Annotated in this window: 12 protein-coding genes; 6 read left to right on the forward strand and 6 right to left on the reverse strand. The window is 66.0% G+C overall.

The annotated features are described in order from the left end of the window. Nucleotides 1-234 precede the first annotated feature (234 nt). The 3 genes from C8N35_RS00640 to C8N35_RS00650 all read right to left on the reverse strand — a co-directional run bounded on the left by C8N35_RS00640 (nucleotide 235) and on the right by C8N35_RS00650 (nucleotide 2,779). On the reverse strand, nucleotides 235-633 hold the full coding sequence (locus C8N35_RS00640; protein WP_170121972.1) for a response regulator: 399 nt from the start codon (nucleotides 631-633) through the stop codon (nucleotides 235-237). A 294-nt stretch (nucleotides 634-927) separates the two neighbouring features. Continuing rightward, nucleotides 928-1,542, reverse strand: coding sequence for a response regulator transcription factor (locus tag C8N35_RS00645; protein WP_107987711.1), 615 nt, complete (start codon nucleotides 1,540-1,542; stop codon nucleotides 928-930). 76 nt (nucleotides 1,543-1,618) lie between these two features. Next, on the reverse strand, nucleotides 1,619-2,779 hold the full coding sequence (locus C8N35_RS00650; RefSeq protein ID WP_210203345.1) for a two-component system sensor histidine kinase NtrB: 1,161 nt from the start codon (nucleotides 2,777-2,779) through the stop codon (nucleotides 1,619-1,621). Nucleotides 2,780-3,322: 543 nt separating this feature from the next. On the opposite strand from C8N35_RS00650, the gene C8N35_RS00655 reads away from it, so the two are divergent. Continuing rightward, nucleotides 3,323-6,871, forward strand: coding sequence for a NahK/ErcS family hybrid sensor histidine kinase/response regulator (locus C8N35_RS00655; RefSeq protein WP_107987712.1), 3,549 nt, complete (start codon nucleotides 3,323-3,325; stop codon nucleotides 6,869-6,871). Between the two features lie 220 nt (nucleotides 6,872-7,091). On the opposite strand, the gene C8N35_RS00660 is transcribed toward C8N35_RS00655, so the two are convergent. After that, complete coding sequence (locus C8N35_RS00660; RefSeq protein ID WP_107987713.1) at nucleotides 7,092-7,757, reverse strand: response regulator transcription factor; 666 nt, start codon at nucleotides 7,755-7,757, stop codon at nucleotides 7,092-7,094. Nucleotides 7,758-8,384: 627 nt separating this feature from the next. Between C8N35_RS00660 and C8N35_RS00665 the strand changes: the two genes are divergently transcribed. The 3 genes from C8N35_RS00665 (at nucleotide 8,385) to C8N35_RS00675 (ending at nucleotide 12,350) form a co-directional block, all read left to right on the forward strand. Continuing rightward, the gene (locus C8N35_RS00665) at nucleotides 8,385-10,313 is read left to right on the forward strand and encodes a VC_2705 family sodium/solute symporter (RefSeq protein WP_170121973.1); all 1,929 of its coding nucleotides are present in this window, start codon (nucleotides 8,385-8,387) and stop codon (nucleotides 10,311-10,313) included. A gap of 135 nt (nucleotides 10,314-10,448) precedes the next feature. Then, on the forward strand, nucleotides 10,449-11,408 hold the full coding sequence (locus C8N35_RS00670; protein ID WP_107987715.1) for an alpha/beta hydrolase: 960 nt from the start codon (nucleotides 10,449-10,451) through the stop codon (nucleotides 11,406-11,408). A 72-nt stretch (nucleotides 11,409-11,480) separates the two neighbouring features. Beyond that, entirely contained in the window at nucleotides 11,481-12,350 is an 870-nt protein-coding gene (locus tag C8N35_RS00675; RefSeq protein ID WP_107987716.1) for a thioesterase family protein, read from the forward strand. A 219-nt stretch (nucleotides 12,351-12,569) separates the two neighbouring features. Here the strand turns inward: C8N35_RS00675 and C8N35_RS00680 are convergent, their stop codons facing one another. Further along, the gene (locus C8N35_RS00680) at nucleotides 12,570-13,190 is read right to left on the reverse strand and encodes a 2-hydroxychromene-2-carboxylate isomerase (protein WP_107987717.1); all 621 of its coding nucleotides are present in this window, start codon (nucleotides 13,188-13,190) and stop codon (nucleotides 12,570-12,572) included. 151 nt (nucleotides 13,191-13,341) lie between these two features. Continuing rightward, complete coding sequence (locus C8N35_RS00685; protein WP_107987718.1) at nucleotides 13,342-13,737, reverse strand: DUF6841 family protein; 396 nt, start codon at nucleotides 13,735-13,737, stop codon at nucleotides 13,342-13,344. A gap of 402 nt (nucleotides 13,738-14,139) precedes the next feature. Here C8N35_RS00685 and C8N35_RS00690 point away from each other — a divergent pair, with 402 nt between their 5' ends. Together C8N35_RS00690 and pdeM are read left to right on the forward strand one after the other, a co-directional pair. Further along, nucleotides 14,140-16,671, forward strand: coding sequence for a ligase-associated DNA damage response DEXH box helicase (locus C8N35_RS00690; protein ID WP_107987719.1), 2,532 nt, complete (start codon nucleotides 14,140-14,142; stop codon nucleotides 16,669-16,671). After that, nucleotides 16,668-17,393, forward strand: coding sequence for a ligase-associated DNA damage response endonuclease PdeM (pdeM, locus tag C8N35_RS00695; protein WP_245926608.1), 726 nt, complete (start codon nucleotides 16,668-16,670; stop codon nucleotides 17,391-17,393). The genes C8N35_RS00690 and pdeM overlap by 4 nt, the downstream gene beginning before the upstream one ends. The last annotated feature ends 8 nt before the right edge of the window (nucleotides 17,394-17,401 follow it).

The following is a 17,401-nucleotide window of genomic DNA, read 5'->3' on the forward strand; positions in this document are numbered from 1 at the left end:
AAAATGCCGCAGGGCGCGGATTTCCAAAGGAAACTGCCCCAAATACCTCATCGTGCCAGTACATTCGCCTGCGTTACGCACCTGCGCCAACGGCACAAATACCTATTTGGATTGCAACTTCCAACACTTGCCGTTCAGCAAGACGTGTTTTTCTCACGTCGAACGAGCCCCGAGCCTTCGACAAAGGGAAAATGACCCAGCGGCTTGTGTCGCGCACGCCGCAAGGGCACTGGGTCAAGATGAGTGAGAGGTGGAACCGGGCCGCATCGCCGGCGCCACTGGCCGGCCCCGCGCTCGCAGCCAGGGCGTCAGTCGGGCCGTGGTAAACGGCATTCGGATGAGAACGGGCAGATCGAGATCGCAAAGCCGGGCGGCGATCTCGTGGCGCGACTGGCTGGAGATGGCGATCTGCATGGGTGGGGCGTCCAGTTCGCTGGCCCAGCGCAGGATCCGCTCGCCGGCCTCCTCGGGCAGGCTCAGGTCAACGAGAATCGTATCCTCGGGACCGGGCGAACGGCTGGTGAAGAACGCCGCGCCGCTCTCGAACGCGGCAACATCGTGCCCGAGCTGCTCCAGCACCAGAACAAGCGCATCCCGCACCCCGGCGTCGCTGACAATCACGTAGACAGTCAATTTCCACATCCTCAAAAAGCTACTGGCCGGGACAGGGAATCGCATGGCCGCAGCGAACCGAAGCCCCGGCTCAAATGCAATCATCAAGGGGCGCGAGGCAGGCCGCAGTCAACAAAAGCCCGCAGTCAAAAGAAAGGGAGGCATCCCGGGCTCGACGTTTCCCGGGATGTCCCTGATTGTCAGGGCCGCCGTGCCGCAAGGTCAAGCCGGCGGCGGCGACGGGAATCCTGCCCGGATCCGCGGCGGCGCGGATACGCGGGCCACATGGTTCGTGCCGGGATCAGGTGGAGCGGATCACTCCGACTTTTCTCCCGTCAGCACGATGCGCACGAGGTCGGCGGCATTGCGCGCGCCGAGCTTTTCCATGATGCGGGCGCGATGGACCTCGATGGTGCGCGGGCTGATGCCGAGCGTGCGGCCGGCCTCCTTGTTGGAAGCGCCGCCGGTGATCTCTTCCAGCACCTCGCGCTCGCGGGGCGTCAGAGTTTCCGCCCCGGGGAAGTTGCGCATCCGGTCGCCGGGGTCCTGCCGACGGGCCATGGCGTCGATGGCATCGCGCACGCGCTGGACCACGGTGTCGGCGTCGAACGGCTTCTCGATGAAGTCGAAGGCGCCCTGCTTGATGGCGTTCACCGCCATGGGGATATCGCCCTGGCCGGAAATGATGAACACGGGGGCCGGATACTCTTCCGCGTTCAGACCCTTGAGGATGTCGATGCCGGAGCGGCCGGGCATGTGGACATCGAGAATGACGCAAGCGGGTTCCTTGCGCGCGGCCGCCATCAGGAAAGCGTCGCCATTGTCGAAGGACTCCACCCGGAAGTTCTCCATGTCGAAGACGATGGACAAGGCATCGCGCACGGAGGGATCGTCATCAACGATGTAAATCAGGTTCGATTCGTCTGCCATTCCAGGTTTCCTCGCTCTCAAGACTCAAGCGGCATCCGCTCCGCCCCCTTGCGAAGGCGGAATGCCGTCGGGCTTTTCAGATTTCCGCCGGCAGCGGGGCGCCGCGGTCCAACGGAAGCTTCAACGTGAAAATCGCGCCGCGACCATCGCCGCCCGCATCGACGGACAGATCGCCGCCATGGCTCTGGGCGATCGACTTGGAGATCGCCAGGCCGAGTCCCAGCCCCTTTTTCTTGGTGCTGGAAAAGGCGCGGAAGAGATTGCGCAGATTGGCGGGCGGAATGCCCGGCCCGCTGTCGGCGACCTCGACCACCACGTCATCGCCGTCCTGCCTGGACGAAATGCGGATCCAGCGTTCGTCGGCGTTCTTCACGACCTCAAGCGCGTTGCGGATGAGATTGACCAGGATCTGCTGGATCTGCACGGGGTCGACATCGACGGGCGGGATGCCATCCTCGTCGTCGCGCACGACGCTGACCGACAGCGTGTACTGGCCGAGCAGGACCAGTTCGAGCGCCTCGTCGATCAACTCGCCGACACTGGCGCTGCGCCGCTCCGCCTCGCGGTTTTCCACGAACTGGCGCATGCGCTGGATGATCTGGCCGGCGCGCTGCGCCTCGCGCACCGCCTTGCCGAGAATTTCGACGAGCTTTTCGTCGAGTACCCCCTCCTGCGTGCGGGCCTTGCGCGAGATCGCCTGCAGGTAGAGCATGACCGCCGTCAACGGCTGGTTGAGTTCGTGCGCGATCGCCGCGCCCATCTCGTCCATGGCGTTGACCCGAGCGAAATGCACGAGCTGCGACTGCATCCGGTTCAGCCGCTCCTCCTGGATCTTGCGCGGCCTCAGATCGCGCATGATGCCGACGAACTGCCGCCCCTCCTCCGTCTTCACCTCGCCGACGGACAGCTCCATGGGAAATTCGCGACCGTTCTTGTGGCGCGCGACGACCTCGCGGCCGTAGCCGATGACCTTTGGATCGCCGCCTTCCAGATATTGGTTGATGAAATCGTCATGTCTGGCGGCAAGGGCGGTCGGCATGATGAGCCGGACGTTCTCGCCCACCGCCTCCGCCACCGTGTAACCGAAAAGCCGCTCGCATGCCCGGTTCAGCGTGAGGATCCGGCCGGTCTCGTCGATGACGCATATCCCGTCGACAGCCGTGTCGAGAATACTCAGAAACCGCGCCTCGGTGACCATCGGATCGCTGGCGGTGATGCCGGTCAGATCTTGCCGCATACAAATCTCCAGATTTGCCAACTCTCCATACTCACCGGCCGCTCCGGCTCCCGACAACGGGTCCGGCCGCCACCGCAGTCGTCGCTCCAGGACACATGCCAATGCGGCACCTTCCGAGAGGTATTCGTGTATTCACTTACTAGGCTTCTCTGCCTTTTCTCAGATTTGCGATCAATTCTACCGCGGATATTTCAATTTCATGCGTCATGTTTGCAGACTAACAGGCAACAGGACGGGTGAGAAGCCCTTAAGAACAATTGAGACATTGCAATAAGTGACAATTTCTCCTTACCATCCGTGGTGCCGGACACGGCGTACAACCACGGCGAAGGGGACAGAAGCCGGCTGGCGCTTGCCTCACCACACCATACGCTACGTCAGAAATGACGATTCGCATGGCCTCCGCGACCTCGTCCCCAACGACATCCCGAACGCTCGACGGCGTGGCCGGACAGAGCGCACCGACATGGACATAGCAATGCAACTGTGCTCCGATCCCTTCAAGGAATAAAGGAAAACGGCGCGAAAGGCCGATGAGGGTGGATGCTGCAAGGCTGGGTCGTCGTCGTTTCCGCGCTGGTCTATATCGGATTGCTGTTCGCGGTCGCGAGCTACGGTGACCGCGTGGCGCGCAAGAAGCGACGCACACGCGGACGACCGCTGATCTACGCCCTGTCACTCGCCGTCTACTGCACGTCGTGGACCTTTTTCGGCTCGGTCGGCCTTGCCAGCCAGAGCGGCTTCCAGTTCCTGACGATCTATATCGGTCCGGCCATCCTCATCGCGCTCGGCTTTCCGCTGCTGCGCCGTATCGTGCGGCTCGCCAAGGCCGAGCGCATCACCTCCATCGCCGACTTCATCGCCGCGCGCTACGGCAAGAACCAGGCGGTCGCCGCCGTCGTCACCATCATCGCGGTGTGCGGCACGATCCCCTACATCGCGCTGCAGCTGAAAGCCGTGTCGCTGTCGACGACAACGCTCTTCATGCGTACGGGTTCCTCCGGCGGGCTCGCCACGGACTGGGTGATCGGCGACGTCGCGCTGCTGGTCGCGCTCGGCATGGCGGTCTTCGCCGTTTTGTTCGGCACCCGCCACATCGATGCGACCGAGCATCAGGAAGGACTGATGCTGGCGGTGGCGGCCGAATCCATCGTCAAGCTGATCGCCTTCCTCGCCGTCGGGCTCTATGTCACGTTCGGTTTGTTCGACGGACCGGGCGAGTTGCTCAAAGCGGCCAGCGCCGCGCCCGCGGTGACCGACGTCTTCACCGCACCACTCAACCGGGACCCCTGGGTGGTGATGACGACACTGTCGCTGTTTGCGGCGATCCTGCTGCCGCGCCAGTTCCACGTCATGGTGACGGAAAACAACAACCAGGGCGAGCTGCGGCTGGCACGCTGGACGTTCCCGCTCTACCTCATCCTGATCAATCTCTTCGTCGTGCCGATCGCGGCGGCCGGCATGTTGCGCTTCGGCGGCGCGGTCGACGCCGACATCTTCGTGCTGGCGTTGCCGATGACGGCCGACCAGCCGATCTTCACCATGCTCGCCTTCATCGGCGGGCTTTCCGCCGCCACGGCGATGGTGATCGTCGCCTGCGTGGCGCTGGCGATCATGATCTCCAACGACCTCGTGATCCCGCTGGTGCTGCGCCGCCGGCTTGATGACGCGGGCGAGATGCAGGACATGGGCCGCTTCCTGCTGCATGTGCGGCGGACCGCCATCTTCGCCACGCTGCTGCTGGCCTATGCCTATTATCGCGCGGCCGGCGACAGCGCCGCGCTCGCCTCCATCGGGCTTCTGTCCTTCGCGGCCATCGCGCAGTTCGCCCCGGCCTTTTTCGGCGGACTGTTCTGGCGGCGCGCCACCGCGCGCGGCGCCATCGCCGGCATGGTCTGCGGCTTTGCGGTGTGGTGCTACACGCTGCTGCTGCCGACCTTCGCCGATTCCGGCCTGCTGCCGCGCACCTGGCTTACCGACGGCCCGCTCGGGCTCGTGTTCCTGAGGCCGCAGGCGCTCTTCGGCATCCAGGCCGATCCGCTCGTGCATGGTTTCGCCTGGGCGATGGCGGTCAACATCGCCGCCTACATCATCGGCTCGCTCAGCCGCATGCCCGAACCGATCGAACGGTTGCAGGCCAACATCTTCCTGCCCGACGACTTCTCCCCCTCGCCCTCGCTCAAGCTGTGGCGCACGGCGGTGACCATCGACGACCTGCGCCTCACCGTGGCGCGCTATCTGGGGTCGGAACGCACCGACCGCTCCTTCGACCGTTTCGCGCGCGAACATCAGGTCTCGCTCGCACCCAACGACCCGGTCGACGCGCGCACCTTGCGCTTTGCCGAACAGCTTCTGGCAAGCGCCATCGGCGCGGCGTCGTCGCGGCTGGTGCTGTCGCTGCTGGTCAAGCGGCGCGACCCCGCGACCAAGGGCGCGATGAAGCTGCTCGACGACGCCTCCGCCGCCATCCAGTACAACCGCGACCTGCTGCAGACCGCGCTCGACCAGGTGCGCCAGGGGATCTCGGTCTTCGACCAGGACCTGAGGCTGATCTGCTGGAACCGGCAGTTCCGCGAACTCCTCGGCCTGCCGCCGGAATACGGCCAGGTGGGAACGCCGCTCGACGCCATCCTGCGCTACAACGCGGAACGCGGGGAATTCGGTCTGGCGCCGGTGGAGACGCTGGTCAACGAACGGCTGGAGGCGCTGGCCGTGCGCATGGACATGTTCCAGGACCGCATCGCCTCCACCCAGACCGTGCTGGAGGTGCGCACCAGCCCGATGCCCGGCGGCGGCATCGTCACCACCTACACCGACATCACCGAGCGGGTGCATGCCGAACACGCGCTGGCGCGTGCCAACGAAACGCTGGAACGCCGCGTGCGCGAGCGCACCGAGGAACTGACCCACGTCAACGACGCGCTGGTGCGCGCCAAGCGCGAAGCCGACGAGGCCAATCTCGGCAAGACGCGCTTCCTGGCCGCGGCCGGCCACGACATCCTGCAACCGCTCAACGCCGCGCGGCTTTATGCCTCCAGCCTGACGGAACGCTTCGAGGCGGCGCGCGGACGCGACTACGATCTCGTGCGCAACGTCGAACGCTCGCTGGATTCGGTGGAGGAGATCATCGGCGCGGTGCTCGATATCTCCCGCCTCGATACCGGCCGCATGCAGCCGGAGATCACCAGCTTCCGCATCGATGAGATCCTCAACCAGCTCCGGCTGGAATTCGAACCGGTGGCGCGGGAGAAGAACCTCGACTTCAGGATCCTGAAAACCTCGCTGTCGGTGCGTTCAGACCGCCGGCTGTTGCGCCGGCTGCTGCAGAACCTCGTTTCCAATGCCATCAAGTACACGCGGCACGGGCGCGTTCTTGTCGGCTGCCGGCGCCAGCGCAACCGCGTAAGCGTGGAGGTTCTGGACACCGGCATCGGCATTCCCGCCTCCAAGCGCAAGGCGATCTTCGAGGAGTTCCACCGGCTCGATGACGGCGCCAAGGTGGCGCGCGGGCTGGGGCTGGGGCTTTCGATCGTCGACCGCATTTCGCGCGTCCTCGACCATCCGGTATCGATCGTCTCGGGGGTCAATGGCGGTTCGCGGTTCACCGTGCAGTTGCCGCCGGCCCCGACGCTGCCGGCCGAGCAGGCCCATTCCAGCGCCCCGACGCCGCGCAATTCAAGTCTCCACGGCATGCTGGTTCTTTCCCTCGACAACGAGGCCAGCATTCTGGCGGGCATGGAGGCGTTGCTCGCGGGGTGGCAATGCCGGGTGCTGACGGCGCTGGACCCGAGCGAGGCGGCGATGAAGATCGCCGATGTCGGCGAGGTGCCGGAGGCGCTTCTGGTCGACTATCACCTGGACCAGGGCAACGGTATCGACGCGGTGGTGCAGCTTCGCTGGAAGTTCGGCCACGACATTCCCGCCATCCTGATCACGGCGGACCGCACGCCCGAGGTACGCCGTGACGCGGCCGAGCGTGATATTCACATGCTCAACAAGCCGTTGAAACCGGCGGCGCTGAGGGCCTATCTGACGCGGCTGCGCTCGGAGGCGGGAAAGACCGTCACGGCCCCGGAACCTGCGGCGGAGTGACCGGGCGACATCTCTCCCTGCACGGGAATGACACCCCCTATCCTGCCCCTGCCGCCTGTCATTGCCCCCCGCAGCGATCTCTTCGGCGTCATCGCGGGCGCGCGGCGGGCGGCGGTACGTCAGTACTGCCGCGCTGAACCGGGATCTCGCGCGGGCCGGGACAGATGTGTAAAGCCTCCCGGGCGTTGCCGGGGAGGACGAAGAACGGATCGCAGCTTCGTCAGCCGCTGACGGCGGCCTGCCACTGGCCGTTTTCGATCTTGGAGGCCGCGATCACCGCCTGGGTGCGGCTTTCCACGCCGAGCTTTTGCAGGATGGCGGAGACATGCGCCTTCACCGTCGCCTCCGAGACGCTGAGCTCGTAGGCGATCTGCTTGTTGAGCAGACCCTCGCTCAGCATCATCAGCACACGCACCTGCTGCGGGGTCAGGGTGGAGAGGCGCTGGACGAGGCCGACCGTTTCGTCGACGCAAGTGAGGTCCACGTCCGGCGGCGACCAGGTCTCGCCGGCCATGACGGCGGCAACGGCAGCGCGCATCACATCGATCCCCAGCGATTTCGGAATGAACCCGGAGGCGCCGAATTCCATGCAATTGCGGATCGCGCCCGGTTCCTCGTTGGCTGAGACGATGACGACCGGAATGCCGGGATATTGCGCGCGCAGAAACATCAATCCGGAATACCCGCGCATGCCGGGCATGGTCAGATCGAGCAGGATGAGATCCACATCGTCGGACGCCTCGAGCCTGGCCGAAACGCTTTCCAGCGCGCCAGCCTCCACGATTCCAGCGCCGGGATACATGCTCTCGATCGCCTGTCGCAATGCGCCGCGGAAAAGCGGATGATCGTCAGCAATGATGAAATTAAACGATGGCTTTTCGGCCAAACCGAACGTCCTCCCTTACCCCCAACTCAACCACGCGACAGGAAGCTCCGCAGCGGAAACGTTCGCCATGCCGACTTGCCCGGACATAACCCTACGGAACCTCTCAACGTGTCGACCCCGGGCATGCGCCGGAACGCGCCTCGGGTCTCGCCGGATTTCCGTTGTTGTCATCTTTAAAACCGGCGCGCCATTATTGATAGGCTTTCGCACGCTAACAGGCAAATGCGCGTTTTCCGCGTAGCCACGGCGTCTTGCCGCAGGTGATTGTACCGACGAACCAAGTCTGGAAAAACGAAAGAGTAAACCCGGCGACCACCCTCGGCAACGGTAAATCCTTTTCCGGCTCCAAAGAGGCGCGACAGAGATGGCATCCGAAACGTTCATCTGCCGCAGCAAAATCGCCGTAATACTGGCAAGGGGCGCCGGATCTGCTTTGTCGCGCGTTCGTACGTCGCTCTCAAAGTCCCCCTCGTGCCATCGAAGAACTGCCGGATTTCGAGGCCTCGACGAAATTCCGCCTCGCCAGGAGGCGTCATCGCCTTCCGCAGATCGCCGCGCCTCGCGCACCGCGCGCCCCAGGGGTGCGAATCGGCCATGATGGGGAAACAGCAACCGAAGCCCGGGAAGATGCACAAGCCAGCCGCAGCCCCCCAATCGCCGCCCAGGCCGCAACCGGTGCCGTCGTCGGGCCATACGGTCGGTCACGTCGGCCCCGTCGCGTCAACACGCCGGCGCGGATGGGCCTTCGCCATCCTTGCCGGCGGTCTCGTCTTCGTCCTCACCTCGCTCGCGATCCTGGAACGGCTGGGGCTGCCGGAAACGGTCATCGACCTTGTGGTTCCCGCCGCCGTCGCCGCGGCCATCCTGGTGCTGGGGCTCACGTCGCGCACGATGCGGATTTCGGAGTTCTATCTCGCGGGCCGCCGGGTTCCGGCAGTGCCGAACGGCATGGCGCTCGCCGCCGACTGGATTTCCGGCGCGCTCTTTGTCGGCCTCGCGGGAACGCTCTTTGTGATCGGCGGCGCGGGCTGGAGCGTTGCGGGCTGGAACATCGCCGGGTGGAGCATTGCCGGATGGACGGGCGGCTTCGTGCTGATGGCGATGCTGTTCGCGCCCTGTCTCGACCGCTCAGGCGCGCTGACCGTTCCCGACTTCCTCGCCGCGCGCTATGGCGGCAGGCTGGTGCGGGTGATGGGGATGGCGGTGCTCGTTGCGGTGTCCTTCCTGCTGCTGGCCGGAGAACTCGCGGTGATCGGGTTCGTCGCGTCGCGCTTTCTGGGCATCGGCGCGCACACGGCCATTGTCGGCGCGCTCGCGGTGATGGTGGTGTGCTCGCTCGCCGGCGGCATGCGGGCCCTGACCTGGACGCAGGCCGCGCTTTACCTGGTGCTCGCCGCCGCCTTCCTGACCCCGCTTGTGCTGCTGTCGATGGAAAGCACCGCCATGCCGGTGCCGCAGATCGCGTTGGCCGACGCGCTCGCGGACTTGCGCGAGCTGCTGGCCGGCTGGCCGGGCGCGCCTTTCGCGCAAGCGGGGAATTCGGGCGTGGCGGCAGCGGCGGCCGGCGGGCCGTGGGATCTGGCAACGCTCGTCATATGCCTGATGATCGGCACGGCCTCGCTGCCGCACCTGCTGGCCCGCTTCTTCACCGCGCCATCTCCCGGCGAGGCACGCCGGGCGGCGGGCTGGGGGCTCGTCTTCGTCGCCCTCGTGCTCTCCGCCGTGCCGGTCTATGTCGTTTTCGCCAAGCTGGAAATCGTCGGTTCCATCGCCTCCGCGGAGATCGACGCGCTGCCCGAGTGGGTCATGCGGCTTGGGGCGCAGGGGCTCGTGCGGATCTGCGGCGCGGACGCTGTATCGCTGGAGGCGATCCGCCAGGCGTGTACGGGGCTCGATCTCTATTACCGCAATCTCGCGCCCGCCGATTTCGCGCTGGCGCCCGAGGCCGTCGTGCTCGCCCTGCCGCAGATCGCCGGGATGGCGGTGACTTTGGCGGCCTTCCTCGCGACGGGCGCCCTCGCGGCGGCGCTCGCGACCGCCAACGGCCTGCTGCTCGCCATCGCCAATTCGCTCGCCCATGACGGCTTCCATCGCCTCGCCGCGCCATCGGCGACCGCCGCGCGTCGTCTCTTCGCGGCCCGGCTCATGCTGCTCGTGGTGGCGACCCTTGCCGGATATGCCGCTCTCGGCGGCGTGACGACCCTGCCGGGTGCGTTGACGATCGCGCTGGGGCTGGCGGCGGCGGGCAACTTTCCCGCTCTCGTTCTCGGCATCTGGTGGCCGCGTGCCACCGCACCGGGTGCCGTGGCCGGCATGGCGGCAGGGATCGCGGTGGCGCTGTTCTTCATGCTCGCCAACACGGACGGCGAGGCCGCATCGGCTTTCGGACTTGGTCTGGAGGGCCTGCCGGGCACACTTTACGGTGTGGCGACAGGTTTTGTCGTGACGTTCGCGGTCAGCCTCTTCACCGCGCCGCCAGGCGAGGTGAACCGGGCCTTTGTCGAGACGATCCACCGGCGGGGAAGCGGCGTGGCGATCAGGGACCGCGCCGTCTAGAACGCGCGCCGTGTCGGATCTGGCCCGCAAGACACGATCGGCGGATCCCGCGCTTTGCCGGGCAAGGGTCTTGGCAGCGTGGCGGCGGGCAGGTAGCGTGCCGCGCGACTCCCGGAAACCGGAACCCTGACAGCCATGCATCTCGACCCAGCCCTGTTCCGCGACGACGCCATCAGCGACGAGACCCGTCGTTTCAACACCGAAAAGACCGCTGAACTCACCGCTCTGCCCGACAGCTGGAGCGTGCCGCCGGCCGAGATACGCAAGCTCAGAGACAAGGGGCTCGGCGCCTTTCCGTTGCCGCCCAGGTGCCCGCGCGCGACGACGATCACCATCGACGGCCCGCACGGCGCGATCGAGATCCGCCAGATCCTGCCCGAAACCGGCACCCCGCGCGGGGTTTACCTGCATATCCATGGCGGCGGCTGGACCTTCGGCGCGGCGGATTACCAGGATGACCGGCTGGAGGAGATCACGCGTACGACGGGCGCTGCGGCGCTTTCGCTCGACTACCGGCTGGCGCCGGAGCACCCGTATCCGCAAGGACCGGACGATTGCGAGGCGGCGGCGCTGTGGCTCGTGCGCCAGTCGCCGTTCCGCGACCTGCCGCTCGTCATCGGCGGGGAATCCGCCGGGGCGCACCTTTCGGTGGTGACGCTGATCCGCCTGCGCGACAAACACGAACTGACGCCTTTTGCGGGCGCGGCGCTGACCGCGGGCTGCTATGATCTCGCCCTGACCCCCAGCGCACGCAACTGGGGCACGGAGAAGCTGATCCTGACAACCCGCGACATCACGCTGTTCGCGCGCTCGTTCCTCGGCGAGGACTGCGATGCGACCTCCGCCGACATCTCGCCCATCCGGGCCGATCTCGCGGGCCTGCCGCCAGCCCTGTTTTCGGTCGGCACGCGCGATGCGCTTCTCGACGACAGCCTGTTCATGGCCGCCCGCTGGATGGCGGCGGGCAACGGAGCCGAGATTTCAGTCCACCCGGGCGGCTGTCATGTCTTTCAGGCTTTTCCGCTGGAGATTTCGCGCAAGAGCAACGCCGAGATCGACGCCTTCATCAACGCCGCCTTCGACCGGGCGAGCTGACGCTTCGACGCGCGGGCCGGAAACACCGGCGGCGCGAAACCGAAGCCAACCATCACACGAAACGGAAACGGAATGTCCGCACTCGAAACGCTTAAGTCCTTCGTCAATACCTGGGAGTGCGATGAGAACGACCATCTCAACGTGCAGTTCTATCTCGCCAAGTTCGAGGAAGCCGATCGTCAGTTCCGCAGTCTGACAGGCTTCAGCGAGGCGCATGCCGGGCCGCGTCGTGTCCGCCACATTCGCTACCACGGCGAGCTTTTCGCAGGCGCGCTGGTGAACGTGACCTCGCATGCCGCCTTCGACGGGCCGTACATGCTCGCCATCGTCCATGTCATGCGCGACACCTCGACCGGCCGCATCTCCGCCACAGCGCTCGACGGCTACGCCCCTTCCGAGCGCGCGTTGAAGGACCTGCGCAAGCGTCTGAGCGAGGCTGGTGACGCCATGCCGGCGGAGGCCGCGCCACGCAGCTTCGAACCCGGTCCGGCGGCGCTTGACGTGAAGCAAGCCGATCTCGTCGCGTCCGGCGCCATCCCCGTCCACCGCGCCACCGTGCTGCCGCGCGATTGCGGGCTCGACTCCGCCGCCGACGACCGCTTCCTGCTCTCCTGCTTCTCCGATGGCGCGCCGCACCTCTGGGAGCGCGTCGGGCTGACGCGGCCATGGCTGGAAAAAAAGGACTACGGCCGTATCGCACTGGAAATGAAGCTGACGAGCGGGCTGCCGGCACGGCTCGGCACGTCGCTTCTCGTGCTGTCGTGTCTGACCGGGGTCGGCGACAAGACCTTCACCTTCCGCCATCACATGTTCGACAGCGCCGCCGGCCGACTGGTCGCCACTCTCGACGCGACCAGCATGATCATGGACCTCGAGACACGCAAGCCCGTGCCGCTGCCGGCAGCCGCGCGCAAGGAAATCGAGACGCTGATCGCGGGGTAAGCCGGAGCGGCGTCGAATCCTCCCCCGGGCTTCGGGCGTTTGCTTGTGCCTCCCTCTCATACCCCTCGTCCGTCATTGCACGGCGAAGTCCGGGCAATCCATCGCCGGCCTCGGCATACGCGGCAAGCGCTGGATCACCCGGACAGAGCCGGGTGATGACGATGGTGGGAGCGGAGCGCTCGGGCGGAGGACGACAGCAGCACGCTCATGGCGATCCTCTCACAAGGGGCGGTAGGGCGCGCGGCCGCTCGCCAGCGCCTGATCCAGCAGGTCCAGCCTGTCCTGCCCCCAGAAGACCTCGCCGTTGAGAACATAGACCGGCGAGCCGAAGGCGCCGGCTTCCGACGCCTGACGGGCATGGTCGGCGTAGATCGACCTGACCTCCTCGGAGCGGGCGGAAGCCAGAATGTTGCCCTTGTACTCGCCCAGATCGTCCAGAATGCCGGAAATGACATGTTCATCGGCGATGTCACGGTCGAGTTCCCAGCAGGCGCGAAAGGCGCGATGGGCGAAATCCGCGACCCGGCCACCCGACTGCGCCAGAACGATCGCCGTGCAATCGGCCAGTGTCGGATCGGTCGGGAAATGGGCGGGGCGCAGGTTGAGCGGGCGCTCGCGCACCTCGCGCCAGCGCTGCAGCTCCAGCCAGCGATAGGCCTGACGGGCGGGATGGCGCTGGGGCAGCGGCAGGCCGCCAGTCTTTGAAAAGACCGCGCCCAGATTGACGGGATAATAACGGATGCCGGCACCGCGCTTTTCCGCGATTTCCAGCAGCACGTCGTGCCCCAGATAGGCGAATGGCGAAATCAGGGTAAAATAGTAATCGATCGTCACCGTCACGCTGAACCCTCCCCCGCCGGGCCCATATTGTCATTTCCACCCCGGCCCGACGACAATGAAGGGCCGGGACGCACGGGGCAAGCGCCGACATGCGATGTCGCGCGAAACCCCGGCACGCTCCTTTGAAACCTCAGGCGTTCTCGTTGAAGCCTCAAACGTTCTCGTTGAAAATGGAAGCGATCAGCCACTCGTCCTCGATGTTGACGAGGTGATAGTGACAGGTGAAGGCGAGCGCGACCTCACCGTCCGCGCGCTTCTGGCGCCACGAAACGCTGGCGAGCGCGGTGGGACCGGACACGGACAGCGCATTGACCTCATGGTCGGATTGCACGACGCCCTCGCTGTCGAGCACCTTCAGCAGCGCGTCGATGTTCTCCATCAGGTCCTCGTCGTCCTCGAACATGTTGCCGCGGTCGAACTGCCAGATCACCACCGGATAGGCGAAAAGATCTGCAATCGCATCGGCATCGAAGTCGTCGAACGCGGCGGCGTAGGTCGCGAACAGCTCGCGGATGGCGTTCGTATCCTGGTCGGTCTTCATCGACATGGCTCTTCCGTTCTTCTCGAAGGCACGCGCTGCCCAGACTGCCTATCTTTTCGGCCACGTCAATTCGTGATCCAGCCGAGATGCGTGCGGACGTGATCATGACGCATATACCGCGACGCACGGCGTAAGGCGATGGGGGATGAGAGATCGTGCGGACGAACTCACAGCGCGACGTGGACGCATCCCCTCTCCCATGGGGAGAGGTCAGGGTGAGGGGTGTCGAACTCTCGTGGAGACAGATAACCCGATCCCCCTCACCCGGACCTGCGGTCCGACCTCTCCCCATGGGAGAGGTTATTGGAGCGGCACGCGCGCGCGGCAACATGGCCCGCCTTGCCAGAGACACCGTCGCGGGGATAGGACGGAAGAGGCGTCTCCCATCACCTCGCGGGTTTCAAGCGATTGCAGCACGATGCGCATCAGGGCCGGGCGGCCCTGCTCCCTCCCCTCTTCCGCGACTGGTTTTCGGCACGCGGATGGTCGGTGCGCGGGCATCAGCTCGACCTTCTCGAACATGCCGCCGATCAACGCTCCGTTCTGCTGATCGCACCCACCGGCGCGGGCAAGACGCTGGCTGGCTTCCTGCCGAGCCTCATCGCGCTCGCCAACCCGGAGCGCAACACCGGACGGCGCGACACGAAACGGCGCGGCGTCCACACGCTCTACATCTCGCCGCTGAAGGCGCTGGCCGTCGATATCGCCCGCAATCTGGAGGCGCCGGTCGCGGAGATGAAGCTCGATCTCGCCATCGAGACGCGCACCGGCGACACCCCCGCCCACAAGCGCCAGCGCCAGAAGCTCAATCCGCCCGATATCCTGTTGACGACGCCCGAACAGCTCGCGCTGCTGATCGCCTCGCCGGAAGCCGACAGCTTCTTTGACGGGCTGACCACGGTCATCCTTGACGAGCTGCATGCGCTGGTGACCTCAAAGCGCGGGGACCTGCTGTCGCTGGGGCTTGCCCGGCTCAGGCGGCTGGCACCCGGCATGCGCGCCATCGGCCTTTCCGCAACCGTGGCCGAACCCGACGACCTGCGCGCCTGGCTGGTGCCGCAGTCAGGGAGCGAGGACAGGGCGCTCGCCGATCTGGTGACGGCGAGCGAGGGCGCGGCGCCCGACATCACCATCCTGCCGTCCGAGGCGCGCATTCCGTGGTCGGGGCATTCCGCGCGCTATGCGCTGCCGGAGATCTACGAGGAGATCCGGGCGCACCGCACGGTGCTGGTTTTCGTCAACACCCGCAGCCAGGCGGAACTGCTGTTCCAGGAGCTGTGGCGGATCAACGACGACAATCTGGCGATCGCGCTGCACCACGGCTCGCTCGATGCCGGCCAGCGGCGCAAGGTGGAGGCCGCGATGACCGCAGGCCGCCTTCGCGCGGTGGTGTGTACCTCCTCGCTCGATCTCGGCATCGACTGGGGCGATGTCGATCTCGTCATCAATGTCGGCGCGCCGAAGGGGGCGAGCCGGCTTTCCCAGCGCATCGGACGGGCCAACCACCGCATGGACGAGCCCTCGAAGGCGCTGCTGGTGCCGGCCAACCGCTTCGAGGTGCTGGAATGCCGGGCCGCGCTGGAAGCCTCCAAGGCCGGCGTGCAGGACACGCCGCCACCGCGCACCGGCGGGCTCGACGTGCTCGCCCAGCACATTCTGGGCCGCGCCGCCGCCGGCCCGTTCGACGAGGCGGAGATGTTTGCGGAGGTGACGAGCGCCGCGCCCTATCGCGCGCTCGATGCGCAGACGTTTTCGCGCTGCATCGATTTCGTCGCGACCGGCGGCTACGCGCTGCGTGCCTATGACCGCTACGCCCGGCTGAAGAAGCGATCCGATGGACTGTGGCGGATCGCCAATCCGACCTTCGCCCAGCAGTACCGGCTGAATGTCGGCACCATCGTGGAGGCGCCGATGCTGAAAGTCCGGCTGGCGCGCTCAAGCGCAAAGGGTCGGCGCGGGCCGGTCGGGCGTGGTGGCAGGGTGCTCGGCCAGGTGGAGGAATGGTTCGTCGAGCAGCTGGAGCCCGGCGACACGTTCGTCTTTGCCGGCGAGATCGTGCGCTTCGAAGGCTTGAGGGAGAACGAGGCGCATGTCTCGCGTGCCCATGCGGAGGCGCCGAAGGTGCCCTCATACATGGGCGGCAAGTTTCCGCTCTCCACCTACCTCGCCGCCGGCGTGCGCGCGATGCTGGCGGAGCCCGAGCACTGGCGGGCGCTGCCCGGCCAGGTGCGCGAATGGCTGGAGCTCCAGCGCGAGAAGTCGCTGCTGCCGGCGCGCGAGGGAATGCTGGTTGAGACGTTTCCGCGCAACAACAAGTCCTACATGGTGTGCTATCCCTTCGAGGGTCGGCTTGCGCACCAGACGCTGGGCATGCTGCTGACGCGACGGCTGGAGCGCGCGCGCATGCGGCCCATGGGGTTCGTCGCCAACGACTATGCGCTTGCGGTATGGGGGCTTTCCGACATGGGTGCGGCGATCACGCAAGGCACGCTGTCGCTCGATCAGCTCTTCGACGAGGACATGCTGGGCGATGATCTGGATGCGTGGCTTGCGGGCTCCGCACTCTTGAAACGGACCTTCCGGAACTGCGCCGTAATCGCCGGACTGATCGAGCGCCGGCACCCGGGTCAGGAGAAAACCGGACGGCAAATCACGATCTCCTCCGACCTTATTTATGACGTTTTGCGCGCTCATGAACCCGACCACATTCTGCTCCAGGCAACCTGGGCGGATGCGGCAACCGGTCTTCTGGATATTTCGCGGTTGGGCGCACTTTTGCGCCGGATTCGCCAACGAATCACGCATACTGGCCTGAGTTGCGTATCGCCGCTCGCCGTGCCGGTCATGCTCGAGATCGGCCGCGAGCCCATTTACGGCGAGGCCAACGAGACCCTCCTCGCCGAATTCGCTGACGATCTCATCGCGGAGGCCATGACGTGAATCTCGGTGCGAGTGCTCTTTGGCGGCATACGCCTCATGTCGACTGGCATGAAATATACGTCGCGGGCGAACTTCTGACGCTTCATCTGTCGGGTGCCGTATGGTGGGAGGCGGAACGCACGCTGATCGTTTCCGACCTGCACCTGGAAAAGGCATCCTCCTACGCCACTCGCGGCGTGATGCTGCCGCCCTACGACACCGCCGTGACGCTGGACCGGCTGGCCGCCGTCATCGACCATTTCGAGCCTGCCCGCGTGATCTCGCTGGGCGACAGCTTCCACGACGGGGAAGCGGCGGCGCGCATGTCGATGGTCAACAAGACCCGGCTGGCGATGATGCAACTCGGGCGCGAATGGATCTGGATTTCCGGCAACCACGACCCGGAGGCGAGCGCGGGACTTTTCGGCGAGCACACCGACGAGGCCGATTTCGGCGCGCTGGTCTTCCGCCACGAGCCGCTGGCCGACATGGTGCTGGGCGAGATCGCCGGCCACCTGCATCCCGCCGGGCGTATCCGCCGGCACGGCCGCTCCATCCGCCGACCCTGTTTCGCCGGCGACCACACCCGGCTGGTGATGCCGGCCTTCGGCGCGCTGACCGGCGGGCTCAATGTGCTGGAAGAGCCGTGGGACCCGCTTTTCGACGATCTCGGCTTCACCGCCTACATGCTCGGCGAGGACCGTATCTACCCGATCCCGGCACACAAGCTGCGCGAGGACTGAGGACGGGC

The organism is Breoghania corrubedonensis (assembly GCF_003053845.1).
GTDB classification, from domain to species: Bacteria; Pseudomonadota; Alphaproteobacteria; order Rhizobiales; family Stappiaceae; genus Breoghania; species Breoghania corrubedonensis.